This is a genomic window from Pseudoroseomonas ludipueritiae, assembly GCF_014490445.1.
GTDB classification, from domain to species: Bacteria; Pseudomonadota; Alphaproteobacteria; order Acetobacterales; family Acetobacteraceae; genus Pseudoroseomonas; species Pseudoroseomonas ludipueritiae.
On sequence record NZ_JACTUZ010000005.1, the window covers coordinates 13,724 to 36,742 of the forward strand.

20 protein-coding genes are annotated in these 23,019 nt (G+C 69.8%); 11 read left to right on the top strand and 9 right to left on the bottom strand.

Translation table 11 applies throughout. The annotated features are described in order from the left end of the window. Nucleotides 1-47: 47 nt before the first annotated feature. Nucleotides 48-1,097 carry a S1C family serine protease gene (locus IBL25_RS02685; protein WP_187777019.1) on the bottom strand — a complete coding sequence of 350 codons (1,050 nt, stop codon included), beginning with the start codon at nt 1,095-1,097 and terminating at the stop codon, nt 48-50. A gap of 79 nt (nt 1,098-1,176) precedes the next feature. Here IBL25_RS02685 and IBL25_RS02690 point away from each other — a divergent pair, with 79 nt between their 5' ends. From IBL25_RS02690 to IBL25_RS02710, 5 genes are all read left to right on the top strand, one after another. Next, on the top strand, nt 1,177-3,549 hold the full coding sequence (locus IBL25_RS02690) for a heavy metal translocating P-type ATPase (RefSeq protein WP_367615535.1): 2,373 nt from the start codon (nt 1,177-1,179) through the stop codon (nt 3,547-3,549). Beyond that, complete coding sequence (gene cueR / locus IBL25_RS02695) at nt 3,546-3,935, top strand: Cu(I)-responsive transcriptional regulator (RefSeq protein WP_187777020.1); 390 nt, start codon at nt 3,546-3,548, stop codon at nt 3,933-3,935. The genes IBL25_RS02690 and cueR overlap by 4 nt, the downstream gene beginning before the upstream one ends. After that, the gene (locus tag IBL25_RS02700; RefSeq protein WP_239417002.1) at nt 3,932-4,135 is read left to right on the top strand and encodes a heavy-metal-associated domain-containing protein; all 204 of its coding nucleotides are present in this window, start codon (nt 3,932-3,934) and stop codon (nt 4,133-4,135) included. Before cueR ends, IBL25_RS02700 begins: the two co-directional genes overlap by 4 nt. Nucleotides 4,136-4,221: 86 nt before the next feature. Next, a complete protein-coding gene (locus tag IBL25_RS02705; protein ID WP_187777021.1) occupies nt 4,222-4,764 on the top strand; it encodes a hypothetical protein in 543 nt (180 codons plus the stop codon). 99 nt (nt 4,765-4,863) lie between these two features. Beyond that, nucleotides 4,864-6,036, top strand: coding sequence for a CaiB/BaiF CoA transferase family protein (locus IBL25_RS02710; protein ID WP_187777022.1), 1,173 nt, complete (start codon nt 4,864-4,866; stop codon nt 6,034-6,036). 32 nt (nt 6,037-6,068) lie between these two features. On the opposite strand, the gene IBL25_RS02715 is transcribed toward IBL25_RS02710, so the two are convergent. Further along, on the bottom strand, nt 6,069-7,250 hold the full coding sequence (locus IBL25_RS02715) for an ROK family protein (RefSeq protein ID WP_187777023.1): 1,182 nt from the start codon (nt 7,248-7,250) through the stop codon (nt 6,069-6,071). 128 nt (nt 7,251-7,378) lie between these two features. On the opposite strand from IBL25_RS02715, the gene IBL25_RS02720 reads away from it, so the two are divergent. The 4 genes from IBL25_RS02720 (at nt 7,379) to IBL25_RS02735 (ending at nt 11,006) form a co-directional block, all read left to right on the top strand. Then, on the top strand, nt 7,379-8,122 hold the full coding sequence (locus IBL25_RS02720; RefSeq protein WP_187777024.1) for a glucosamine-6-phosphate deaminase: 744 nt from the start codon (nt 7,379-7,381) through the stop codon (nt 8,120-8,122). Between the two features lie 5 nt (nt 8,123-8,127). Continuing rightward, a complete protein-coding gene (locus IBL25_RS02725) occupies nt 8,128-9,162 on the top strand; it encodes an N-acetylglucosamine-6-phosphate deacetylase (protein WP_187777088.1) in 1,035 nt (344 codons plus the stop codon). Nucleotides 9,163-9,190: 28 nt separating this feature from the next. After that, entirely contained in the window at nt 9,191-10,384 is a 1,194-nt protein-coding gene (locus IBL25_RS02730) for an ABC transporter substrate-binding protein (RefSeq protein ID WP_187777025.1), read from the top strand. Between the two features lie 79 nt (nt 10,385-10,463). Next, nucleotides 10,464-11,006 carry an NUDIX domain-containing protein gene (locus tag IBL25_RS02735; RefSeq protein ID WP_187777026.1) on the top strand — a complete coding sequence of 181 codons (543 nt, stop codon included), beginning with the start codon at nt 10,464-10,466 and terminating at the stop codon, nt 11,004-11,006. Here IBL25_RS02735 and IBL25_RS02740 read toward each other — a convergent pair. Then, complete coding sequence (locus IBL25_RS02740; protein ID WP_187777027.1) at nt 11,003-11,920, bottom strand: LysR family transcriptional regulator; 918 nt, start codon at nt 11,918-11,920, stop codon at nt 11,003-11,005. The genes IBL25_RS02735 and IBL25_RS02740 overlap by 4 nt on opposite strands. Nucleotides 11,921-12,114: 194 nt before the next feature. Here IBL25_RS02740 and IBL25_RS02745 point away from each other — a divergent pair, with 194 nt between their 5' ends. Together IBL25_RS02745 and IBL25_RS02750 are read left to right on the top strand one after the other, a co-directional pair. Continuing rightward, nucleotides 12,115-13,038, top strand: coding sequence for a ring-cleaving dioxygenase (locus IBL25_RS02745; RefSeq protein WP_187777028.1), 924 nt, complete (start codon nt 12,115-12,117; stop codon nt 13,036-13,038). Between the two features lie 18 nt (nt 13,039-13,056). Then, nucleotides 13,057-13,674: an alpha/beta hydrolase gene (locus IBL25_RS02750; protein WP_187777029.1), complete on the top strand. Its 618-nt coding sequence runs from the start codon at nt 13,057-13,059 to the stop codon at nt 13,672-13,674. Here IBL25_RS02750 and IBL25_RS02755 read toward each other — a convergent pair. The 6 genes from IBL25_RS02755 to IBL25_RS02780 all read right to left on the bottom strand — a co-directional run bounded on the left by IBL25_RS02755 (nt 13,671) and on the right by IBL25_RS02780 (nt 22,874). Continuing rightward, the gene (locus IBL25_RS02755; RefSeq protein WP_187777030.1) at nt 13,671-14,273 is read right to left on the bottom strand and encodes a PqiC family protein; all 603 of its coding nucleotides are present in this window, start codon (nt 14,271-14,273) and stop codon (nt 13,671-13,673) included. The two genes, IBL25_RS02750 and IBL25_RS02755, sit on opposite strands and share 4 nt — an antisense overlap. A 22-nt stretch (nt 14,274-14,295) precedes the next feature. Beyond that, nucleotides 14,296-15,966, bottom strand: coding sequence for a PqiB family protein (locus IBL25_RS02760; protein WP_187777031.1), 1,671 nt, complete (start codon nt 15,964-15,966; stop codon nt 14,296-14,298). Then, nucleotides 15,963-17,297: a paraquat-inducible protein A gene (locus IBL25_RS02765; protein ID WP_187777032.1), complete on the bottom strand. Its 1,335-nt coding sequence runs from the start codon at nt 17,295-17,297 to the stop codon at nt 15,963-15,965. The genes IBL25_RS02760 and IBL25_RS02765 overlap by 4 nt, the downstream gene beginning before the upstream one ends. A gap of 266 nt (nt 17,298-17,563) precedes the next feature. Beyond that, nucleotides 17,564-18,262, bottom strand: coding sequence for an alpha/beta hydrolase (locus IBL25_RS02770; protein WP_187777033.1), 699 nt, complete (start codon nt 18,260-18,262; stop codon nt 17,564-17,566). A gap of 39 nt (nt 18,263-18,301) precedes the next feature. Then, nucleotides 18,302-20,572, bottom strand: coding sequence for a CDC48 family AAA ATPase (locus IBL25_RS02775; RefSeq protein WP_187777034.1), 2,271 nt, complete (start codon nt 20,570-20,572; stop codon nt 18,302-18,304). 127 nt (nt 20,573-20,699) lie between these two features. Continuing rightward, complete coding sequence (locus tag IBL25_RS02780) at nt 20,700-22,874, bottom strand: histidine kinase dimerization/phosphoacceptor domain -containing protein (RefSeq protein ID WP_187777035.1); 2,175 nt, start codon at nt 22,872-22,874, stop codon at nt 20,700-20,702. Nucleotides 22,875-23,019: the final 145 nt, after the last annotated feature.

Here is a 23,019-nt window from a genome sequence, read left to right on the forward strand (position 1 = left end):
CTCGCGGTGCCTGCCAGCGGCCCGGCACCCCGAAGGGCTGAATGCCCTCAGCGTTCGCAGCGGATGAAGACGGTGCTGCGGTTGGCGGCCTCGCCCACATCGGCGGCGCTCCGTTCGGTGCCGGTGCTGTCCTCCGTTCTGGGCGTCAGGCCGGCACGGCGCAGGAACTCGGCGGCGGCGGTGCCCTTCACGGCGAAGTTGATGTTTTGCGCGATGTCGCCGGTGCGGCGCGACACGGCGCCGGCATTCAGCTTGCTGACCACCACGCCCACCACATTGCCATGCAGGTCCAGCAGCGGCCCGCCGGAATTGCCTGGCTGCACCGGGGCGCTGATCTGGTACTGGGCGGGGTTGTCGCCCAACCCGTTCAGGCCGTTCACCTCGCCCCGCGTCAGCTTTGGGTCGGAGGAGAGCAGGCCGGGCAGGGGGAAGCCATAGGCCACCACGCCTTCCCCCCGCCGCACCGCCGGGCCGGAGCGGAAGGCCAGCGCCGGGCCCGGGTTGCCCGGCACCGCCAGCAGCGAGAGGTCGAGGTTGGCGTCCACCTTCGCGGGCGGCACGGCCGGCAGCATCCGCCCGTCGGCGGTGCGGATGAAGACATGGTCGCAGCCATCCACCACGTGGCGGTTGGTCAGCACCCGGTCCGCGGCCACCACGAAGCCGGTGCCGGAGGATACCCGCGCCTTGGGGTTAGGCTGCCCCGGTGCTGGGCTGGTCGGCGTGCCGGAGGCCACCGCGCGCACATCCCCGCTCTCCAGCACCACGCGGGGCGTGGCGCAGATATCCTGGTTGCGCTTCACGGCCTCCCGTCCATCGCCCAGCACCAGCCGCACGTCGAAGCGGCAGCCGGCATCGGCACCCGGGCGCAGGGTCAGGGCCTTGTCGCTGGGCATGGGGCCGGGCGCCAGATTGCCGCCCCAGTCGGCGCGGCCGCTCCGCACGGCATGCACGGCGCTGGCCTCCTGCCCCGTGCGATTGATGATCTGGAAGCGGTTCTGGGCCTGGCTCTGCGCTGGGGCGGGTTGCGCCAGCGTAGCCGCCGGCGCTGCCAACAGGAGCGCGGCGACCAAAAGGGGGCGGGACGGAAAGGGCTGCATGATCAGGATGTTCCCTGCCGCGCGGCCGGCGTCAATTGGCAATGGCGCCTCTTGACCTTCCCATTGTGGGAAGCCCCACATGGACAGCATGTCCGAAACCGCGGCCCTTTCCCCCAGCCTCTCCCTGCCCATCGCCAGAATGACCTGCGCCAGCTGCGCTGGCCGGGTCGAACGGGCCCTGCGCAAGGTGCCGGGGGTGGAGGAGGTTTCCGTCAATCTGGCCACCGAGCAGGCCCGGCTGCGCGGCAGCGCCCCTTTGCCGGCACTGGCCGAGGCGGTGCGCGCCGCCGGCTATGAATTGCAGGAGGGCAGCCGTGACATCGGCATCTCCGGCATGACCTGCGCGAGCTGCGCCAGCCGGGTGAAGCGCGCCCTGGAGAAGGTGCCGGGCGTGCTGGAAGCCAGCGTGAACCTGGCCACGGAGCAGGCGCATCTGCGGCTGCTGCCGACGGTGGATGATGCCGCCCTGGCCGCCGCCCTGCAGAAGGCTGGCTATGCCCTGGCCGCGGCGCCGGAGGAGCAGGCCGCCGACCCTGCGCCGGACCGCCGCGCCCTGTGGGAAGTGGTGATCGCCTTCGCGCTGGCCGCGCCCTTTCTGCTCGGCATGCTGGGCATGGCATTGGGGCGTGACTGGATGCCGCCGGGCTGGATGCAACTGATCCTGGCCGCGCCACTGCAATTCTGGCTCGGGGCGCGCTTCTACCGGGCCGGCTGGCGGGCGCTGCGGGCCGGCACCGGCAACATGGACCTGCTGGTGGCGATGGGCACCAGCGCCGCCTTCGGCCTTTCCACGGTGCAATGGCTGCGTGGCGAGCATCACCTGTATTTCGAGGCCGCGGCCGTCGTGATCGCCTTCGTGCTGCTCGGCCGCTTCTTCGAACACCGGGCCAAGCGGGCCACCGGCGCCGCCATCGCCGCGCTGCTGGCGCTGCGCCCCCGTACCGCCCGCCGCCTGGGCCGGGCAGGGCGCGAGGAGGAAGTGCCCCTGGCCGCCCTGCGCGTCGGCGACAGCATCGTGGTGCGCCCGGGCGAGCGGGTGCCCGCCGATGGTGTGGTGGAGGACGGCGCCGCCGGGGTGGATGAAAGCGCCCTGACCGGCGAGAGCCGTGCTGTCGAGAAAAGGGCGGGCGATGCCGTCTCCACCGGCACCGTCTCCCTGGACGGGCGGCTGGTGGTGCGGGCGCGGGCGGTGGGCGGCGATACCCGGCTGGCCCAGGTGGCGGCGCTGGTGCAGGCGGCCCAGGCCAGCCGTGCCCCGGTGCAGAAGATGGTGGACCGGGTCAGCGCCGTGTTTGTGCCGGTGGTGGTGGGCATCGCCGTCGTGACGCTGGTGGGCTGGCTGCTGGCTGGCGCCGGGCTGGCCGCCGCGCTGCTGCATGCGGTGGCCGTGCTGGTGATCGCCTGCCCCTGCGCCCTGGGGCTGGCGACGCCCGCCGCCATCATGGCCGGCACCGGTGCCGCTGCCCGCGCCGGCATCCTGATCCGGGACGCGGCGGCGCTGGAGCAGGCGGGGCGGATCGGGCTGGTGGTCTTCGACAAGACCGGCACGCTGACGGAAGGGAAGCCCAGCCTCGCCGCGCTGCATCCGGCCGAGGGCGTGGCGCTGGAAGATGCCCTGCACCTGGCCGCCCGCCTGCAGGCTGGCAGCGAGCATCCGCTGGCCCGCGCCGTCCTGGCCATGGTCAGCGACGATGCGCGGCCCGCCGAGAACTTCCGCGCGCTGCCCGGCCGGGGCGTCGAAGGCGTGGTGGAGGGCCGCCGGCTGGCGCTGGGCAGCACCCGGCTGCTGGAGGAAAGCGGCCTGACCGCCGGCCCGCTGGCCGAGGCGGCGGCGTACCAGGCGGCGCAGGGCCATACCCTGTCCTGGCTGATCGACCTCGCCGAGCCTGCCATCCTGGCGCTTCTGGCCTTCGCCGATGCGCCCCGCCCCACCGCCGGCAGCGCGGTGCGGGCCTTGAAGGAACGGAGCGTCGGGGTAGCCATGCTGACCGGTGACAGCCCCGAGGCCGCCAGTTCCGTGGCCGGGGAGCTGGGGATCGACACCGTCGCTGCCGGCGTGCTGCCGGCGCAGAAGGCGGAGCGCGTCGCCGCCTGGCGGGCGGAAGGGCAGCGCGTGGCCATGGTGGGGGATGGCGTCAACGACGCCGCCGCCCTGGCCAGCGCCGATCTCGGCATCGCCATGGGCAGCGGCACCGATGCCGCCATCGCCGCCGCGCATGTCACGCTGCTGCGGCCGGACCCGGCGCTGGTGCCGGCGACGCTGGCCATCACCCGGCGCACGCTGGCCAAGATCCGGCAGAACCTGCTCTGGGCCTTCGCGTTCAATGCTCTGGGAATCCCGCTCGCGGCGCTGGGTGGGCTTTCCCCGGCGCTGGCGGGGGCGGCCATGGCCTTCTCCTCGGTGGCGGTGCTGGGCAATGCGCTGTTGCTGGCTCGCTGGAGGGCAGCATGAATATCGGTACCGCCGCGCGGCTTTCGGGCGTGACGGCGAAGATGATCCGTCATTACGAGCAGCTCGGGCTGGTGCAGGGCCGGCGGCTGGCCAATGGCTACCGCGACTATGGACAGGCCGAGGTCGCCACCCTGCGCTTCATCCGCCATGCCCGCGCCCTGGCCTTTCCGCTGGAGGATATCCGGAAGCTGCTGGCCCTCTGGGCCGACCGCAACCGCGCCAGCGCCGACGTGCGCCGCATCGCGCTGGACCATGTGGAGGCGCTGGAAGCCAAGGCGCAGGCCATGCAGGCCATGGCCAGCAGCCTGCGCCACCTGGCCGAGCATTGCTGCGGCGATTCGCGGCCCGATTGCCCCATCCTGGACGAGTTGGAGAAAACGCTGTGAACAACACCATTGAGCTGAAGGTCACCGGCATGAGCTGCGAGCACTGCGCCCGCGCCATCACCCAGGCTATCCGCGCCGCGGACCCCGGCGCCGAGGTGCGGGTGGACCTGACGGGCGGCACCGTGCGCGCCGTGACCACCCTGCCGCGCGACAAGGTCCAGGCGGCGATCGAGGAGGAAGGCTACGGCGTGGCCGGCTGACCAGCGGCCTGCACGCTTTCTTCATCCTTGTGGTGGCAGGAATCGCGGCAGGCCGGGCCTTTCCCGGCGCCACGGGGCATGCCGCCATGAGCAACGACCGCACTCCACCCTCGGACCCCTCCGCCGGCTATCACCAGAGCCGCTTCACCGGCTATGGCGGCTCGAACGACGCCGCCCGCCGGCAGATGGAGCTGGAGGCGCAGATGTCGGAGGCGCAGCAATCCCTCTCGCCGGCGCTGAACCCCATCATCGCCCGGCTGCGGGAGGACCTGGACCGCCTGCTGGACGAGGTGCCCGAAGGCCCCGCCGCCACGCGGCGGGCCGGGGCGCAGGACGAGGCCTCCGCCGCCAGCATGGCGCAGAGCCTGGAGCAGTGGTCCCTGGCCTGGCGCCAGCGCGCCCTGGCCGACCTGGATGAACGTGTGACCGAGATGCGGCAGGTCTACGTGATCCACCGCGGGGACAGCCACCGCCACCTGTTGTTCCTGGACCGGCAGGGGCGCCACATCCTGGCCGTGCAGCCGCAGGAGCCCACCTCGGCGCTGCGATACAGCAAGCTGGCCCAGGGCACCGAGCTGAACGACCTCTACGGCCCCTTCGCCCGGCTGTCAGATACGCCGCGCGGCTGAGCACCGCTGGGCTTCCCACCCGGGCGATGCGCGCTACTCTGGTGCGCCAGCCCGCGCCGGCCCCAGGAGGGGCACCGGCGGAGGGGAAAGGGAGGAACCATGCTGCCGCTGTCCCGCTTCACCGTGCTCGACCTCACCCGCGTCCGCTCCGGCCCCACGGCCGTACGGCAACTGGCAGACTGGGGCGCCAATGTCATCAAGATCGAGGCGCCGGAGGCAGTGGATACCGGCAAGGGCCTGGGCGGCGATACGCTGGGGCCGGATTATCAGAACGTCCACCGCAACAAGCGGGGCATCACGCTGAACCTCAAGACGCCGGAAGGCATCGCCGCCTTCCGCCGCATGGTGGAGAAGGCCGATGTGGTGGTGGAGAACTACCGCCCCGACGTGAAGGCGCGACTGGGCATCGACTACGAATCCCTTGCCGCCATCAACCCGCGCATCGTGCTGGGCAGCATCTCCGGCTTCGGGCAGGATGGCCCCTATGCCCGCCGCCCGGGCTTCGACCAGATCGCCCAGGGCATGGGCGGGCTGATGAGCGTGACCGGCCTGCCGGGCCAGGGCCCGGTGCGCGCCGGCATCCCGGTGGCGGACCTGACGGCGGGGCTCTACTGCGCCATCGGCATCCTGGTGGCGCTGCTGGAGCGGGAGCAGACTGGCAAGGGCCGCTGGGTTCATACCAGCCTGCTGGAAGCCATGGTGGCCATGATGGACTTCCAGGCCACGCGCTGGACCATGAAGGGGGAGGTGCCGCAGCAGGCCGGCAACGACCACCCCACCACGATCCCGACCGGCCTGTTCCGCACCAGCGACGGCGTCATCAACATCGCCGGCGGTGGCGGGGAGATGTGGCGCCGCATCGTGGCCGTGCTGGGCATCGAGGAGGAAGCCAAGGACCCGGACCTCGCCACCGATGCCCTGCGCTCCAAGAACCGCGCCAAGACCAACGCGGTGCTGCAGGCGAAGCTGGAGACGGATACTTCCGCCCACTGGGTCGGCAAGTTCAACGAGGCCGGCGTGCCCTGCGGTCCGGTCTATTCCATGGACCAGGTCTTCGCGGATGAGCAGGTGAAGCATCTTGGCCTCGCCTGGCCGGTGCGGCACCCGAAGCTGGGTGAGATCGCGCTGGTGCGGCCGCCCATGCAACTCGATGGCGTCGCCCCGCCGCGCGTGCCGACGCCCGACCGTGGCCAGCATACCGATGCCGTGCTGAGCGAATTTGGCTTCTCGGCCGAGGAAATCGCGGCGCTGCGGGCGGCGCAGGTGGTCTGAGGCCCAGGCGCAGTTTGGGGGGGGGCGCGACCTCACCCGCCGCGCAGCAACCCCTCCACCGCCTGGGTCAGCAGCGGTTCGGCGGCGCCCTGGATGCCCAGGGCCTCGCTGGCCGGCTCGTGCAGCAGCGGCGGCAGGGCGAGCCCGCCCAGCAAGCCCTCCTGCCGGAACAGCGCATCGAAATGCGCCCAGTAGGCGGCGTTGGTGGCCAGCGGCCCGGATACCATGACCCGCTGCGGGAAGAGCAGGCGGCACAGATTGGCCAGGGTTCGGGCCACCAGCTCCGCGGCCACTGTCATGGCAGGCAGGGCCAGCAGGTCCCGGTCCCGCAACTGCGCGGCCAGGCCGGCCTCGTCTTCCATGAGGTCTGGCCATTGTCTGCGCAGCTCCGGCAGCAGCGACCACAATGCGGCGCCGGTTTCCAGGCAGCCGGTATTGCCACAGCCGCAGCGACGGCCCGCCAGGGCATTGAAGCGCCAATGGCCGATCTCGCCGAAAGGTCCGCCGGCCGCGTTGAAGGTCTGGCCATCCAGGGCATAGGCGAGCCCGATGCCCCAGCCCCAGTGCAGCAGCAGGGAGCCACCAGGCTGCCGCTCGGGCTCCGCCAGCAGGCGCGCCCGCAACTCAGCTTCCAGGTGGCGCACCACCAGCACCGGCGGCGCCACGGGCTCCAGCGCCGCGGTGATGTCCAGCCCGGCCACCGCAGGCCAGCGGGAGGAGACCAGCCAGCGCCCGCCGCGCAGATCCGCGATGCCGGAAACAGCGACGCTGGTGCCCGCATGCGCCATGCCACGCGGCACCGCGCCCCGCAGGCGCCCGGCGAGGTCCGCCAGCACGGCGGCCATGGCGGCATTGTCCGCCTCCGGCCCCACCGGCATGACATGGCGCTCCAGTACCCGCCCGGCCGTATCCACCAGAACACCCACCACGCTGCGGCTGGCTACATGCAGCACGGAAACGCCCAGGCCGCGTGCATTGGGGAGCAGCGTGGCGGCGGGACGCCCGCGCCCCAGCTTCTCGCCCGAGGCTTCCAGCAGCAGGCGCCGCGACACCAATTCCCCCACCAGATGGGAGACGGTGGTGGAGCGCAGCCCCAGTTGCTCCACCAGTTGCGGGCGGGAGGCGGCAGCGCCATCCAGCACCGCCGCCAGCACCCGTGCCCGGTCACGCTCCACAGGGTCGGGGAAGCGCGATTCCTCCAGCCGGATCAGCATGGCGGCGAGGCTCCGTCTTTTTCTGAACCAACTCTTTCAAAATAAAGTTGCCAGGGCAAGGCGGTTCAGGTCTCCTGTGGGCGGGGCCGCTTCCGGCCGCCCATAAACGAACAGGATGCATGGCGCGAATGCTCGATCCCCGGATCTGTCCCGACAAGGCCGCACTGGGGCGTGCCGCCGCCGAAGCCGGGGCCGCCGCCATCCGCGCCGCCATCGCCAAGCATGGCGAGGCGACCATCATCGTGGCCACCGGCGCCAGCCAGTTCGAGATGCTGGGAGCCCTGACCAGCGCTGCGGACATCGAGTGGGAGCGTGTCACCGCCTTCCATCTGGACGAATATGTCGGCCTGCCCGTCAGCCATCCCGCCAGCTTCCGTGGCTATCTCCGCCAGCGCTTCCTGGCGCCGCTGCGGAACCGCCCCACGCTGATCGAGGTTGATGGCGAGGCGCCGGACCCGGAGATCGAGGCCACGCGGCTCGGCGCGCTGATCGCGGGGCGGCGGGTGGATGTCTGCTTCGCGGGCTTCGGGGAGAACTGCCACCTGGCTTTCAACGACCCCCCCGCCGATTTCCAAACCGAGCAGTCCTATTTGGTCGTGATGCTGGACGAAGCTTGCCGTCGCCAGCAGATGGGTGAGGGGTGGTTTCCCACGCTGGAGGCCGTGCCGCAGCGCGCCATCACCATGACGGTGCCGCAGATCATGCGTAGCGAGCTGATCATCCTCTCCGTGCCGGATGCCCGCAAGGCGCAGGCGGTGAAGGATGCGGTGGAAGGCCCGGTCACGCCGATGCATCCCGGCTCCATCCTGCAGCGGCATCCGAATACGCTGCTCTTCATCGACCCTCCGGCCGCCTCGCTGCTGTCGCGGTGACAGGCATGATCTCCGGCGGGCTGGTCGACCTGCAAGTGAACGGCTTCGGCGGCGTGGACTTCAACGCCGCCGCCGATGCCGAGCCCTTGTCGGCGGCGGCGCTGGATGTGGCGCTGGAGGCGATGCTGGCCACCGGCGTCACCTGCTGCCTGCCCACGGTGATCACCGCCACGCCGGAGATACTGCGAGCCCGCCTGCGGGCGCTGGATGCCGCCGTGGCTGGCAGCCGGCTAGGGCCACTGATGTGTCCCGGCTACCATCTGGAAGGCCCTTTCCTGAACGCCGCGGACGGCTTCGCCGGCTGCCACCCGCCGGAAGCCATGGTCCCGCCGGATTACGCGCTGCTGGAGAGCCTGGAGGCGGAGCTGAGCCGCCCCATCCTGCTGCTGACGCTTGCCGCTGAACTGCCGGGCGCGGAAGGCTGCATCCGCGCGGCGCATGCGGCCGGCAAGCTGGTGGCGATCGGCCATAGCAACGCGACGTTCGAGCATGTCGCGCGGGCTGCGGTGGCAGGGGCCAGCCTGTCGACCCATCTGGGCAATGGCCTGCCGCAGGTACTGCCGAAACTCGCCAACCCGATCTTCGCGCAACTGGCGGAGGACCGGCTGAGTGCCGGCTTCATCGCGGACGGCATCCACCTGCCGCCACCCGCGCTGAAGGCGATGATCCGCGCCAAGGGGCCGGGCCGCGCCTTTCTGGTCACCGATGCCACGGCTGCCGCCGCCGTGCCGGCCGGCATCTACCCTTTCGCGGGCATGCGCGTGGAGCGGAGTGCCGATGGCACCGTCCGCATGCCGGGCGGCCACTATCTGGCCGGTTCCTCGCTTTGCCTGGACGCGGCGGTGCGGAACCTGGTGGAATGGGGCATCGCCACGCCGGAGGAAGCCGTGGCCATGGCTGCCTCCGTGCCGGCGGGCCTTCTGGCGCCCGCCCTGGCCGCGCATGGCATCGCATTGCCGGACAGCGAGGCCGAATGGTCGCCCGCGCTGCGCCTGACGCGTATCCGCATCGGCCCCGCCGAGCGGCGATTTTCCGACTGACCCAACGAACAACGGGAGACTTGCCAAGATGCGTGACCTTCCCCTGCCGCGCCGGGCCATTGTCGGCGGTTTCGCTGCCACGGCCCTGGCGGGCGCCTTGCCGGCGCGCGCGGCCCTGCCGCAGATGCCGAAATCCCCTGTTGCCATCAGCATCATGGATGTCGCCGGTGCGCTGGCGCTGCACCAGCGCGCCTTCGAGGACTACCGCGCCGCGAACCGCAATCTTGTCTCGCGCATCACCTTCGTGAAGGCGCCGGCCCCGGAGCTGGCGGGCAAGATCAAGGCGCAGCAGGATGCCGGGCGCTCGGACCTCGACCTGATCCTGACGGCCAGCGACGGGCTTTCCGCCGGCATGGCGATGAACCTGTGGCAGAAGATCCTGCCCGATTACAACGAGAAGTTCCCCGGGCTGGAGGAGAACTACGAGCCTGCCGCGCTGAACCTGCACCGCGCCCAGGGCGCCGGCTATGGCGTGGTGTGTTCCTATTATCCCTCCGGCCCGCTGCTGGAATATATGCCGGACCGCGTGAAGCAGGTGCCCACCACCGCCGAGGAACTGCTGGCCTGGGCCAAGGCCAATCCTGGCCGCTTCATGTATGCCCGCCCGACGAATTCCGGCCCCGGCCGCACCTTCATGATGGGCCTGCCCTATCTGCTGGGAGACAAGGACCCGAAGGACCCGATCAATGGCTGGGACAAGACCTGGGCCTATTTGCAGGAACTCGGCCAGTACATCGATGCCTATCCTTCCGGCACCGGCATCACGATGAAGGAGTTGGGCGATGGCTCGCGCGACATCATCGTCTCGACCACCGGCTGGGACATCAATCCGCGCGCCCTCGGCATCGTCCCGAAGGAAGCCAAGATCGCCACGCTGAAGGGCTTCCACTGGGTTTCCGACGCCAATTACATGGTGGTGCCCAAGGGACTGCCGGAGGACCGGCTGGCCGTGGTGCTGGACATGATGGCCTTCGTGCTGCAGCCGAAGATGCAAGCCTATGCCTATGACGAGGGGTACCTCTATCCCGGCCCTGCGGTGAAGAATGTTGGGCTCGACCTGGCGCCGCCGGAAAGCCGCAAGGTGATCGAGGAATTCGGCCGGCCCGAATATGCCTCCCTGATCGCCGACAATCCCATCGAGCTGCCCTTGAAGCCGGAACAGATGGTGCTGGCCTTCCGGCGCTGGGATGAACTGGTGGGCTCCCGCCAGGGTCGCCGCTGAGCGGGCAACCCCGGCCCTGTTCGACAGTTGGGGCGATGCCTGATCAAATAGGGCATCGCCACCAGAACAGGAGCCGGGGTTGAGCGAGGATATCGTTACCCTCACGAGCCGTGTTGTTTACGAGAACCCCTGGACGCGGGTGCGGGAGGATATCATCCGCCGCCGCGATGGCTCGCAGGGTCTTTATGGCGTGGTCGAGCGGTCGGATTTCGTGGTGGTGCTGCCGCTGCAGGACGGCCGCGTGACGCTGGTGGAGCAGTATCGCTACCCTGTCCGCACCCGCCTCTGGGAACTGCCGATGGGCATGTGGGAACATACCCCCGGCACCGACCCCGCCGTGCTGGCCGCGGCGGAGTTGCGGGAGGAAACCGGGCTGGTCGCCGGCAAGATGATTTATGCCGGCGAGATGTTCCAGGGCGCTGGCTATTGCAACCAGCGCGGCCATGTCTTCCTGGCCACGGAATTGACCCAGGGCGCCACGGCGCGCGAGGCCAGCGAGCAGGACCTGATCTGCCGCAGCTTCAACCTGGCGGAGGTGGAGGAGATGGTGCGTGACGGCACTGTCAGGGACGCCATGTCCATCGCCGCCCTGGGGATGCTGCGGCTGAAGGGGCTGGTCTAGCTTTCAGGCACAAGCGGCCGCTGGCCTTCGATCAGCGGCTGCATCCGGGTGATCTCGGCGGCCAGGGCATCCATCAGCGTGCGGATGCGCGGCGTGTGGCGCAGGTCCGGATGAGTCAGCAGCCAGAGATCGGCGGCGAAATCCGGCTCTGGCGGTGCCAGCCGCCGCAGGCCGAGGCGCGTATCGCCCAGGAAGCATGGCAGGTGCGCCAGCCCCAGCCCGGCTTCCGCCGCCTGGCCAAGCGCGCAAACCGAATCGAACTTGCAGACGATCCGCTCCGGCGGCACCTGCCTGCGCAGGAAGCGCACAGCCTTCAACTGGCCCAGGCTGTCTGACAGCGACAGCCAATTGCCTTCCGCCAGCAGATCCGCCTGCACTGGCACGGCCTCGGCGGCGCCATACAGTGCCCAGGCGATGCGGGCCAGCCGCCGCCCCACCAGTGTCTCCGGTGGCGTATCCGTGGCGCGGATGGCGATGTCGGCGTCGCGCCGCGACAGGTTCAACGCCGCATTGCCGATGACGACATCCAGCCGGATGTCCGGGCAAGCCAGCCGGAAGCGCGCCAGCATCGGCATCAGCAGGTCCGCCAGCAGGCTGTCGCTGGTGGCGATGCGCACTTCGCCGGCCGGGGCAGGGGCCTGCCCGGCCAGGCGGCGGGTGACGGCTGTGATATCCTCATCCACCCTGGCGGCCAGCGCCGCCACTTCCTCCCCAGCCTGGGTCAGCGCATAGCCGCTGCGGTGCTTCTCGAAGAGCGGGAAGCCCAGCATGGACTCGATCTGCCGCAGCCGGCGGAAGACGGTGGAATGGTTGACGCCCAGGCTGGCAGCGGCGGCGGGCAGGCTGCGGGCTTCGGCAACGGCCTTGATCAGCCGGAAGTCATCCCAGGCCAGTGTCTTGGCAGCGTCTTTCACGGTCTTCACCCCAGGCGGAAAGCCATAGCTTGGCGCTGCCGACACGCCTTGCACAAGACCGATGCTGCAATCTCTCCGCGATTTTGCAGGATTGGCATTGCGCTGACGCAATCGGTTTCCGCTGGTCTGGCGAGGGCCGCAGCCTATTTTCTGTCTCCAACAGGGCGCCCGATGCGTCCCTCAGGAGAGATCTCATGATCCAGAACGGCATCCACCACGTCACCGCCATTGCCGGCCATGCGCGCCGCAACCTGGACTTCTACACCCGCATCCTCGGCCTGCGGCTGGTGAAGAAGACGGTGAATTTCGACGATCCCGGTGCCTACCACTTCTACTACGGCGATGCCGCCGGCAGCCCCGGCACCATCCTGACCTTCTTCCCCTGGGAGCATGCTGCCCCTGGCCGGGCAGGTGTTGGTGAACTGCAGGAAACCGTCTTCCGCATCCCGCAGGCCGCGCTGGGCTTCTGGACGCAGCGGCTGATCGCCCAGGCGCCGGAACGCTCCACCCGCTTCGGCGAGACGGTGCTGAGCTTCCGCGACCCTGACGGCATGCGGCTGGCGCTGGTGGGCCTGCCAGGCATCGAGGCCGAGCCGGCCTGGGAGAGCGAAGGTGTCCCGGCGGAATTCGCCATCCGCGGCTTCCACTCCGTCAGCCTGATGCTGGAGGACGGTGCCGCCACCGGCGCGATCCTGTCCGATGTCTTCGGCTTCACCGAGGCCGCGAAGGAGAATGGCGTGACGCGCTTTCAGGTGCCGGGCACCAGCCTGGGCGGCATCGTGGACCTGCGTTCGGTGGGCGGCTTCCTGCCGGCGCGGCTGGGGCGTGGCTCGGTGCACCATCTGGCCTTCCGCGCGGCGGATGACGCGGGGCAGGCGGAGATGGTGCGCAAGCTGGCGGAGAACCACCGCATCCAGACCACGGAGCAGAAGAACCGCGACTACTTCCGTTCGGTCTACTTCCGCGAGCCGGGTCATGTCCTGTTCGAGATCGCCACCGATACCCCCGGCTTCGCGGTGGATGAGCCGGCGGAGAACCTGGGGCAGGCGCTGAAGCTGCCGCGCTTCCTGGAGGGGCACCGCGGCACCATCGAAGCTGCGCTGCCCGCACTGGGCTGAAAGCTGGAGGAGCAGATCATGACCACGGAGACCCTGGGCTTCCGGCACCGCTTCGAACCGGGGAGCAACGCCGCCCTGCCGCCCCTGCTGCTGCTGCATGGCACGGGCGGCGACGAGAACGACCTGCTGCCCCTGGGGCAGGCCGTGGCGCCTGGGGCGGCGCTGCTCTCGCCACGCGGGCAGGTGCTGGAGCATGGCATGCCGCGCTTCTTCCGCCGCCTGGCCGAGGGCGTCTTCGATGAGGAGGACCTGCGCCGCCAAACCGATGCCCTGGCCGATTTCGTGCTGGCGGCGCGCGAGGCTTACCAACTGCCGGCCCCGGTGGCGCTCGGCTTCTCCAATGGCGCCAATATCGCGGCGGCGGTGCTGCTGCAGCGCCCGGGCGTGCTGCGCGGCGCCGCGCTGCTGCGCCCCATGGTGCCCTTCCAGTCTCCGCCGCCCGCGAAGCTGGAAGGCACGCCGGTGCTGGTGCTCTCCGGCGCCGCCGACCCCATCGTGCCGGCGGAGAATAGCGCGCGGCTGTCCAGGCTGCTGGAACAGGCAGGGGCGGATGTCACGCACCGGGTTCTGCCCGGTGGTCATGGCCTGACGCAGATGGACCTGGGGCTGGTGAAGTCCTGGCTGGCGGCGCTCTAGGCTGAGCGCCGCAGGGCGCCGAGTTCCGCCATCGCCTCCGCCATCCGGTCGGAGAACAGGCCCAGCGCCGCACTCATGGCGCGGGCCAGGGCCTCGGTGCCGGACCCGTCGAGCGGCACTGTCTCGGTGACCTGCCGGTTGCGCCCGGCGGCGCGGCCGCCCAGGCGGCGGATCTGGAAGCGGCCTTCCAGCACCACTTGCTCGGCGCCATTGGTCTCGAAGCGGGAGATATCGGCCTCCGCCAGCGTATCCGGGTCGCCGCCCATGGCGCTGCGCTCCGGCACCACCAGGGCCTGGGGCAGGCGCTGGCTGAGATTCTCCGCCAGGACGCGGGTGACCATGTCCCCGATCGGCTCCGCCCAGCGTTCCTCGCTCCGGATATCGAGGTGCAGCGAGGAGCCACCCCGCACGATCTCGGAACGGTCGAGGTAACGCGCCAGCGCCACCTGCCGCAGCTCCACCCGCAGCCGTGGCGCCGGGCGCACCGTGCCGGGCACCGCCGCCAGCCGGTAGAAATCCGGCTCCGGTGAGGAACAGGCGGCCAGGGCCGGCAGCAGGGCGAGCCACCCGGTCAGGTGGCGGCGGGTCGGTGCGGTCATGCGGTCTCCATCCATCACGCGGTCATTCCCTCCGGCCACGGATCAGCGCCTCCGGATGCCGGTCGAGGAAATCGGCGAGCAGGCGGATGGAACGTGCCGCATCATTCACCTGTTGCAGCGTGCGGTCGAGCTGGCGGTTGAAGGAGGAATCGCCGCCATAGCCACGCTCGATGGAACCCACGGCGGTATTGGCGCGCCGCACGGCCTGGTCGAGGTTATTGGCGATCTCCGGCAGGCGGCGCAGCAGCGGGGTGGCGCCGTCATCGGCCTTGCGCACCAGCTCCTGCACCTGGCCCAGGGCACCGGAGAGGCTGCCCAGCGCATCCTTCATCTCCGGCCCGCCGACCACGCCGCTGACCGAGGCCAGGGCCGCATTCAGGTTGCTGCCGATTTCATCCAGCGGGAAGCGCTCCAGCTTGCCAGCCACGGCGCCCACGGCGGCCATGATGTCGTCGCCGTCACCGCCGGTGCTGGGCAGCACGATGGTGCCATCCTCCATCGTCACCTCCGCCGGTGGCGCGTCCTGCAGCTGGTCGAAGGAGAGCACCTTCTGCCCTGTCAGCAGGTTGCCGCTGCGCAGCTGCAGGCGGAAGCCCTGCTCCACCATCCGCTTCGCGGCGGTCATCACCTCCTCCTGCGGCCGGCCATTGGGGAAGGCGATGTTGCGTGGCTCGATGGCGATGCGCACCGGCACGGTGAAGCGGCCCGCCTTCTGGTCATAGGCCAGCTCCACCTTCAGCACGCTGCCGATGCGGATGCCGCGCATCTCCACCTGCGAGCCGGCCGCGAGGCCGCTGACCGAGCCGTCCAGATAGGTCAGGAATTCCAGCCGCTCGGCCGAGGTGGCGGAGATGGCCGCTTCCAGGTTGTCATAGAGGTTGTAGATGGTGTCGTCCGGCGCCGGGTCCGCGTCCCGCAGCTCCGGCGGCGTGTCGAAGGCGATGCCGCCGGCCAGCGCGGCGCGCAGGCTGGCCACTTCCACCTTCAGGCCATGGGGCCCGAAGCCGACGGCGATGCCGGAGGTGTTCCAGAAACGGGAGCCCCGGCGCAGGTAGCCCTCATAGGGGGAGCGGATGAAGACCCGCAGCGACACCCTGCCGTCCAGCGCGGGCGGGTCGTAGCTCAGCACCTCGCCCACCGCCACATCGCGGAAGAAGACCACCGAGCCGCGGTCCAGCGCCCCCAGGCGGCGGGTATGGATGGTGAAGACGCGACCCGGCTCGCCCGAGCGGACGCCCGGCGGATCATCCAGGCCGTGGAACTCGCTCCTTCCCTCGGCGCCCGGGGCGCCGGGGTCGAATTCGATATAGGCGCCGGAGACGATGGTCTCCAGGCCAGAGACGTTGCCGGCCGTCAGCCGTGGCCGCACCACCCAGAAGCGGGCATTGGCGGTCAGCCGTTCCGCCATGTCTCGCTGCATCCGCACCCGCGCCGCGACGCGGGAGAGGTCTTCATTGAGCTGGATGGATTCCACCGTGCCGATATGCACCGATTTGTAGCGCACCTGCGTCTGCCCGGCCGAAAGCCCGTCGGCGGTGGCGAAGTCGATGGTGATCAGCGGCCCGCGCGTCCGGAAGGTGGAATAGCCCAGATAGGCGGCCACGATGGCGGCCCCGATCGGGATGAGCCAGATCCAGGAGAAGCGCCGGCGATGCGGCTTGGCCTCGACGATTTCGGGTTCGGTCTGGCTCATTCGGTTCGGTCGCTTCCTGGCACGGCGCGGGCGGGCTGCGGCGCGGCGGCATCCCACATCAGGCGGGGATCGAAGGCCTCGGCGGCCAGCATGGTGAGGACGACAACGCTGCCGAAGCAGGCGGCGCCGACCTCGGCGGTGATGGAGGCAAGGATGCCGAAGCGCACCAGCGCGATCAGCACCGCCACCACGAAGACATCAATCATGGACCAGCGGCCCAGGACCTCGATCAACCGGTAAAGCCGCGTGCGCTGCCGCAGCCAGCGTGTGGAGCCCTGGCGGATGCAGATCAGCATCGTGGCCAGCCCCACCAGCTTGAGCACAGGCACCGCGATGCTCGCGGTGAAGACGATCAGGGCCAATGGCCAGAAGCCGGACTCGATGAACTCCACCACGCCGCCCATGATGGTATGCGGCCCACCCTGGCCGAGCGTGACGATGTCCATCACGGGGTACAGGTTGGACGGCACATAGAGAATGGCGGCCGCGATGATCAGTGCCCAGCTGCGCCCGACGCTGTTGGGCTTGCGGTGATGCAGCGGCGTGCCGCAGCGCCGGCAGGCCTCGCCTTCCCTGGCCTGGGCCACGCGGCGGCAGCAATGGCAGCCAATGAGGCGCAGCGGCCCCGCGGCGGCGTGCGGCTTCGCTTCCAATGGGGAAGGGGGGGCCATGACGCCACGGCTTTCCAGAGCGTCCCAGACCGCCTGCGGCTCGAAGGTCGCATCCGCCGCGACCATGGCGACCACCACCGCCGCCAGCCCATAGACTGCGGGGCCGAGCTGCACATCGGCGAGGTCCACCAGCCGGGTATAGGACACCAGCGCGCCGAACAGGAAGACTTCCAGCATGCTCCAGGCGCCGAGATGCTCGTGCCAGCGCAGCGGCGCGGCGAGCCAGGGCGGCGGATGCCGTAGCAGGAGCCCGCCCAACACCGTCAGGCGCAGGGAAAGGCGCAGCACCGGCACCAGCGCGACAGTCGCCATCAGCATCAGCGACAGAATCCACAGCCCGTCATCGGCGAAGGCCCAGGCGCCGGATTCCACATGGCTCTCCCGCGCCAGCCCCAGCAGCCGCACGGTGAGGAAAGGCGTGGTGAGGGTGACGATGCACAGCACCAGGCTGGTGAGCGCCAGGGCCAGCGGCGTATGCAGAGGGCTTTCGCGGTGCCGGCGGAGCACGGCGTCGCAGCGCGGGCAGCGTGAATCCACGCCGGCGCTGACATGCGGCATCCGCACCACCAATCCGCAATCGTCACAGCAGCGGAGCCGCCCTTCGTGCTGCGCCGCCCCCGCCGCATGCCCGGCCGCGGCCTGCGCGGCAAATCCGCTCACCGCGCCCATCCGTGCGGCGTGGGTGCGCGGCGGGCATGCCATGAAGAGCAGCCCGGCCTCTGGTATTCTGCAAACCCGCGTGGTGGCGCGAAGCCGGAAGCGGAAGACATCATGTCAGGAGGTCACGCTGGCAGGATTTCCGACACACTGTGCCGCCAGTTCGCGAAACCTGCAATTTCCGTGATGATCCGTTCCACATTTCTGCACAGGAAGCGCCTGGAAGCCATGGCCACTCGCGAAAGGGCTTCCTGTTCTACCGCTGGTTGTCAATGCTCTGCTCTGCCACCGGACGCGAGCGGCGCGAGGGCCGTGGCGATGCAATGATCGGGCACGAAATGCCCGCCCTCAAATTCCTCGTAGCGCAGGTCATAGCCGGCGTCGCGCAGGCGCGGCACCAAACGGCGGCTGCAGCGGTCGATAGGCAGGACATCATCTGCCTTGCCATGCGAGATATAGATCGATGGGGCGCCGGCCTTGCCAGGCGGCATGGCGAAGCCGGGCGAGAAGGCCAGGATGTAGCGAAATAGATCCCCATTCCCCATCCCGAGCGACAGCGCATAGGAGGCGCCATCGGAAAAGCCGCCAATGGCGACTCTGCCCGGGTCCACCGCGCATGCCGTGAAGGTCCGGCGCAGCGCGGCGTCCAGGAAAGCCACGTCCGGCCCAAAGCCGCCCAGGATGACATCCCAGGTGGAGCCGCGAGATTCCGGCACCAGCAGCGCCACACCTGCCCTTCGGGCCTGCGTCCCGAACATGCGCAACATGCCCTCCGCATGGCCACCGGCGCCATGCAGCAGCACCAGCAGCGGCGGGAGGTCAGCCGCCGCTTCTGGCAGCATCAGCAGCCCATCCCGGCCGGCGCCGAGGCCCAGGGGGCTGACGCCCGGCGCCCAGCTTCCCGCTTCCCGCCCTGGCCGTGCCAGGAGGCGGCCCTGCTTGGCCATGGCCCCGACCGGTTCGCTCATGCCCATCGCCGTGCCGGAAGGCAGGCAGAGCCCGGCTTCTCACGTGCCATCGATATCGAAGCCGATCCGGCGGCGTTGCATCGGCGCCTGCCGCTTCAGGGTGGTGCGCAGCTCCTCGTATTGCTGTTCCATCTCCGGCGTCACGGAGGCGCGCGATTCGGAGAGGGCCTTCTCGAACTCCGCCTGCCGGATGGCCGGCGTGCCGAGATCCTGCCGCAGGGCGGAAAGGCCGGCGCGGCGCACCACGTCTCCTAGGTCGGCGCCGGTATAGCCCTGGGTGCGGCGGGCGATCTCCGCCAGGTCCACATCTCCCGCCAGCGGCATCCCCTGGGTCTGGATGCGCAGGATCTGCTCCCGCCCGGCTTCATCCGGCACCGGCACATAGACCAGCTCGTCGAAGCGGCCGGGCCGCAGCAGCGCGGGGTCCAGCAGGTTGGGACGGTTGGTGGCACCGATCACCACCACGCCCTGCAACTCCTCCAGCCCGTCCATCTCGGCCAGGATGGTATTCACCACCCGCTCCGTCACCTGCGGCTCGCCAAGGCCGCCGCCGCGCGCCGGCACAAGGCTATCGATCTCATCGATGAAGATGACGGTGGGCGCCACCTGCCGGGCGCGGGCGAAGAGCCGGCTGACCTGCTGCTCGGATTCGCCGAACCACTTGGACAGCAGGTCAGAGGACTTGGTCGCCACGAAATTGGCATTCGCCTCCCGTGCCACCGCCTTGGCCATCAGGGTCTTGCCCGTGCCTGGTGGGCCGAAGAGCAGAAAGCCCTTGGCCGGGCGGATGCCGAGCCTGCGGAAGGCCTCCGGGTGCCGCAGGGGCAGTTCCACGCCTTCGCGCAACTGCTCCCGCGCGGCCGCGACGCCGCCAATATCCTCCCAGCGGACATTCGGCACCTGGATCATGATCTCGCGCAGCGCGGAAGGCTGGATGCGCTTCAGCGCATTCTCGAAATCCGCGCGGCAGACGCGCATCCCGGCCAGAACCTCCGGTGGGATACCCTCGCGCAGGTTGATCTGCGGCAGCACGCGGCGCACCGCGTCCATCGCGGCCTCCCGCGCCAGGGCGGAGAGGTCGGCGCCGACGAAGCCGTAGCTCATCCGCGCCAGGGCATCGAGGTCCACATCCTCGCCCAGCGGCATGCCGCGCGTGTGGATGGCCAGCACCTGCCGCCGGCCATCCTGGTCCGGCACGCCGATGATGATCTCGCGGTCGAAGCGGCCAGGGCGGCGCAGGGCCTCGTCCAGCGCATCGACACGGTTGGTCGCGGCGATGACGACGACGTTCTGGCGCGGCTCCAGCCCATCCATCAGCGTCAGTAGCTGCGCGACGATGCGGCGCTCCACCTCGCCGCGCGCTTCCTCGCGCTTGGGCGCGATGCTGTCGATCTCGTCAATGAAGATGATGGAAGGCGCGCGCTTGCCGGCATCCTGGAAGATATCGCGCAGCCGCTGCTCGGACTCGCCGTAGTGGCTGCCCATGATCTCGGGGCCGGCGATGCTGAAGAAGGAGGCTTCGGATTCATTGGCCACCGCCTTCGCCAGCAGTGTCTTGCCGGTGCCTGGCGGGCCATGCAGAATCACGCCCTTCGGCGGATCAATGCCAAGGCGCTGGAAGAGTTCCGGATGCCGCAGCGGCAGCTCCACCATCTCCCGCACCTGGTCCACCGCATCGCCCAGGCCGCCGATGTCGTCGTAGGTGACATCGGCGCGGCGCGTCTCCTTTGGCTCCACATATTGCGGCAGCAACTCGATTTCGGTCTCGGGCTCGATGCGCACGATGCCCTTGGGTGAGGTGCCGACGATGTTCAGGCGGATTTCCTGCAGCGCATAGGGCTGGCGCTCGTAGAACTGCCGGAAGAATTCGTCCGGCTGCCCACCAGGCCCGCGCTGATAGACCGAGGTGGAGACCACATCCCCGGCCACCACCGGCCGGCCGACGAAGGTGCGCCGCAGCGCGTCGCCGGAGCCGGAAAGCCGCAGGTTCTTCTGCGCCGGCGCCACCGTCACCCGCGCGGCCGGCCGCGCCTGCACCCGCCGCACCTCGATCCGTTCCCCGGCCGTGACGCCCGCATTGGCGCGCTGCAGGCCATCCAGGCGGATGATCTCCAGGTCCTCGTCCTCAGCGTAGGGCACGACGGCGATGGCGGCGGTATGGCGCTGGCCGACGATCTCCAGCACGTCGCCCTGCTGCATCCCCAGGTTCTGCATCGCCTTCCGGCTGATGCGGGCAATGCCTTTGCCGACGTCCTCCGGCCGGGCATTCGCGACCTGAACCTGCGCGCCCCTGGGCTCCGTATCCGCCATAGCGTCGTCACCTCTTCACGGCCTGCGTCTGGCCGTGTGATGCGAGGCTCCACGACCCGGGTCCGCGGGGTTAACGACGGGCCGGGCATATGGTTACGGCGGCTCCGGGACAGGGCTCCGGGCGCCCTCAGGCCAGGGCGTCGATCGGGATCATCACGATGGCGCGGAGGCCGGGGTGGTTGGAGGCGAATTCCAGCTCGCCATCCAGCCCCGAGGTCAGCATCTCGATCATGCTGCTGCCGAAGCCCTTGCCCGGCTTCACCGCGCCGGTGCCCTTATCCGCCACCACCAGCCGGATGCGGCTGCCATGCTGCTCCACGGCGATGGAGATCGGGCCTTCGGTGCCGTCATAGGCATATTTGCTGGCATTGATCACCAGCTCCGTCAGAATCAGTCCGACATGGATGCTGCGGTCGGCTGACATCAGCACCGGCGCCAGGTCCACCTGCATCTGGCGCGCCCAGCCGTCGCCCATGGACTGCGCCAGGTCGTGGCACAGTTCCTCCAGGTAGCGGCCCAGGTCCACGGTCTCCATCTGCTCGTCACGGTACAGGCGTCGATGCACCAGGGAGACGGCCGCGAGCCGCCGCCGTGCCTCGGAGAGATAGGCCGTCAGGCGCGCATCGTCATTCTCATTCGCCTGCAGCGCCATATAGGAGGAGACGAGCTGCAGGCTGTTCTGGACGCGGTGGTTCACCTCCCGCATCAGGTAATCCTTCTGCAGGAGCAGGTGGTCGCGCTCCCGCAGGGCGGCATCCAGCTCCTGGTTCAGGCGCACCAGCTCGCGCTGGCGATAGGCATCGGCGATCCCGTCGCGCAGCCGGGCGGCGGCGGCGACATCCTCCAGGCTCCAGGGCTCGGAGCGGCCGCGCACCGTCTCGTGCCAGTCCTCGAAGGAGGCGCGGGGGGTCAGCACGGCGCCAGGCACCAGGCCGACGCCCTTGTGCGGGTTGCCCGCCCAGTTCACCAGTTCCACCTTCTCCGCCCGGAACCACAGCAGCATGCCATCCGGGGCGCCGGTGCCGGGCAGCGGCGTGGCCAGCAGCCCGCTGCCGATGGCCGTGAAGTGCTGTGCCGGGCCATGCTGCCGGGCAAGTTCATGGCTACGGAAGGGGGCCTGGGCCCCATGCTGCCGCACCCGTTCCGCCAGCCCCGGCCAATATTGCCGGTCCGGCACATGGCCGGCGGTGGCATGGCCATCCGCCATCAGGGCCAGGAAGCCGCTGGCGCCGAGCATCTGCATCAGGTCGCCGGAAAGGTCCTGCATCACCTCGGCCGTGACGCCCTGGCGGCCAAGCCGGGCCAGCACCGCATCCTCCGCGGAGCGCAGGCGCAGCCGCTCACGGTAGGTCTCGGCCTCCTCACGGGCCCGGATCTGCCGCGCCAGCCCGCCGGCCAGGGCACGGCAGGCGGCACGCGCCTCGTAGCTCATGCCGCGCGGCGTGCGGTTATGGCAGGCGATCAGCCCCCAGAGCACGCCATCCTGCACAATGGAGATGGAGGCGCTGGCATCCAGCCCCATGTTCCTCATGTATTGCAGGTGAATGGGCGAGACGCTGCGCAGCGTCAGGTCGCTCATGTCCAGCTCGGCCATGGCGGGCGAGGCCGAGCGCAGCGGCGCCGGCGTGTAATGGACATCCGGAATGACCCGCACCCGATTGCGGATATAGAGGCGCCGCGCCTGCTGCGGCACGTCCGAGGCCGGGAAGCGGTGGTTCAGGAAGCTCGGCAGCGCGGGGTCCCGCGCCTCGGCGATCACCGCGCCAGTGCCGTCGTCGAGGAAGCGGTAGATCATCACCCGGTCGAAGCCGGTGACCTGGCGGAAGGTCACGGCGGCATGGTCGCAGAGCGTGGTGAGGCCGCTGGCACGCTCGAAGGCCGTGGCGGCACGGTCCAGCGCCAGCAGCGTTTCGGTGGCCGACATGGTCTCGGCCGAGGCTGGTTCCAGTTCGACCAGGATAAAGGGGCCGCTGCGATGCAGTGCCGCGTCGAATGTTTCCGTGGTGCCATGCAGGCCGGCCAGGCGCAGCACGCCGCCAGGGCCGGGCTGCACCTCGTCCAGCACCATGGCCAGGTCATGGCCGAGCACCTCGCTGAGCGGGTGGCCCAGCCATTCCTGCCGCAGGCGGGCCTCCAGTTCGCCGGCTCCGGCCACGACCATCAGGGATGCGGCGTCGGCGACCAGGAGCAGGCCATGGGGCTGGATGGCTCCTGGAACATGAATGGGCTCTCGGTCACAGGATGCCAGATCGGCTGCGGTGATAACCGATGGACCAGGGGTGAGCCGTGCTTTGGAAGCCATGGCTTACCTTAGCACGGATGCCGCCCACGGCCAGGAAAACCGCTTTCCAGATGGTAAAAGCGATGTTCTTTTCGTTTTAGAAACAGAAACTTAAGGAACAATACCAAGGTAGACCCAAAGCTTATTTCTTGCGATAAGCGCCGGA

What these genes read in the sequence shown, in the direction of transcription:
- IBL25_RS02685 (WP_187777019.1), bottom strand. Translation starts at nt 1,097, where the DNA reads ATGCAGCCCTTTCCGTCCCGCCCCCTTTTGGTCGCCGCGCTCCTGTTG.
- IBL25_RS02690 (WP_367615535.1), top strand. Translation starts at nt 1,177, where the DNA reads ATGGACAGCATGTCCGAAACCGCGGCCCTTTCCCCCAGCCTCTCCCTG.
- cueR (WP_187777020.1), top strand. Translation starts at nt 3,546, where the DNA reads ATGAATATCGGTACCGCCGCGCGGCTTTCGGGCGTGACGGCGAAGATG.
- IBL25_RS02705 (WP_187777021.1), top strand. Translation starts at nt 4,222, where the DNA reads ATGAGCAACGACCGCACTCCACCCTCGGACCCCTCCGCCGGCTATCAC.
- IBL25_RS02710 (WP_187777022.1), top strand. Translation starts at nt 4,864, where the DNA reads ATGCTGCCGCTGTCCCGCTTCACCGTGCTCGACCTCACCCGCGTCCGC.
- IBL25_RS02715 (WP_187777023.1), bottom strand. Translation starts at nt 7,250, where the DNA reads ATGCTGATCCGGCTGGAGGAATCGCGCTTCCCCGACCCTGTGGAGCGT.
- IBL25_RS02720 (WP_187777024.1), top strand. Translation starts at nt 7,379, where the DNA reads ATGCTCGATCCCCGGATCTGTCCCGACAAGGCCGCACTGGGGCGTGCC.
- IBL25_RS02725 (WP_187777088.1), top strand. Translation starts at nt 8,128, where the DNA reads ATGATCTCCGGCGGGCTGGTCGACCTGCAAGTGAACGGCTTCGGCGGC.
- IBL25_RS02730 (WP_187777025.1), top strand. Translation starts at nt 9,191, where the DNA reads ATGCGTGACCTTCCCCTGCCGCGCCGGGCCATTGTCGGCGGTTTCGCT.
- IBL25_RS02745 (WP_187777028.1), top strand. Translation starts at nt 12,115, where the DNA reads ATGATCCAGAACGGCATCCACCACGTCACCGCCATTGCCGGCCATGCG.
- IBL25_RS02750 (WP_187777029.1), top strand. Translation starts at nt 13,057, where the DNA reads ATGACCACGGAGACCCTGGGCTTCCGGCACCGCTTCGAACCGGGGAGC.
- IBL25_RS02755 (WP_187777030.1), bottom strand. Translation starts at nt 14,273, where the DNA reads ATGACCGCACCGACCCGCCGCCACCTGACCGGGTGGCTCGCCCTGCTG.
- IBL25_RS02760 (WP_187777031.1), bottom strand. Translation starts at nt 15,966, where the DNA reads ATGAGCCAGACCGAACCCGAAATCGTCGAGGCCAAGCCGCATCGCCGG.
- IBL25_RS02770 (WP_187777033.1), bottom strand. Translation starts at nt 18,262, where the DNA reads ATGAGCGAACCGGTCGGGGCCATGGCCAAGCAGGGCCGCCTCCTGGCA.
- IBL25_RS02775 (WP_187777034.1), bottom strand. Translation starts at nt 20,572, where the DNA reads ATGGCGGATACGGAGCCCAGGGGCGCGCAGGTTCAGGTCGCGAATGCC.
- IBL25_RS02780 (WP_187777035.1), bottom strand. Translation starts at nt 22,874, where the DNA reads ATGGCTTCCAAAGCACGGCTCACCCCTGGTCCATCGGTTATCACCGCA.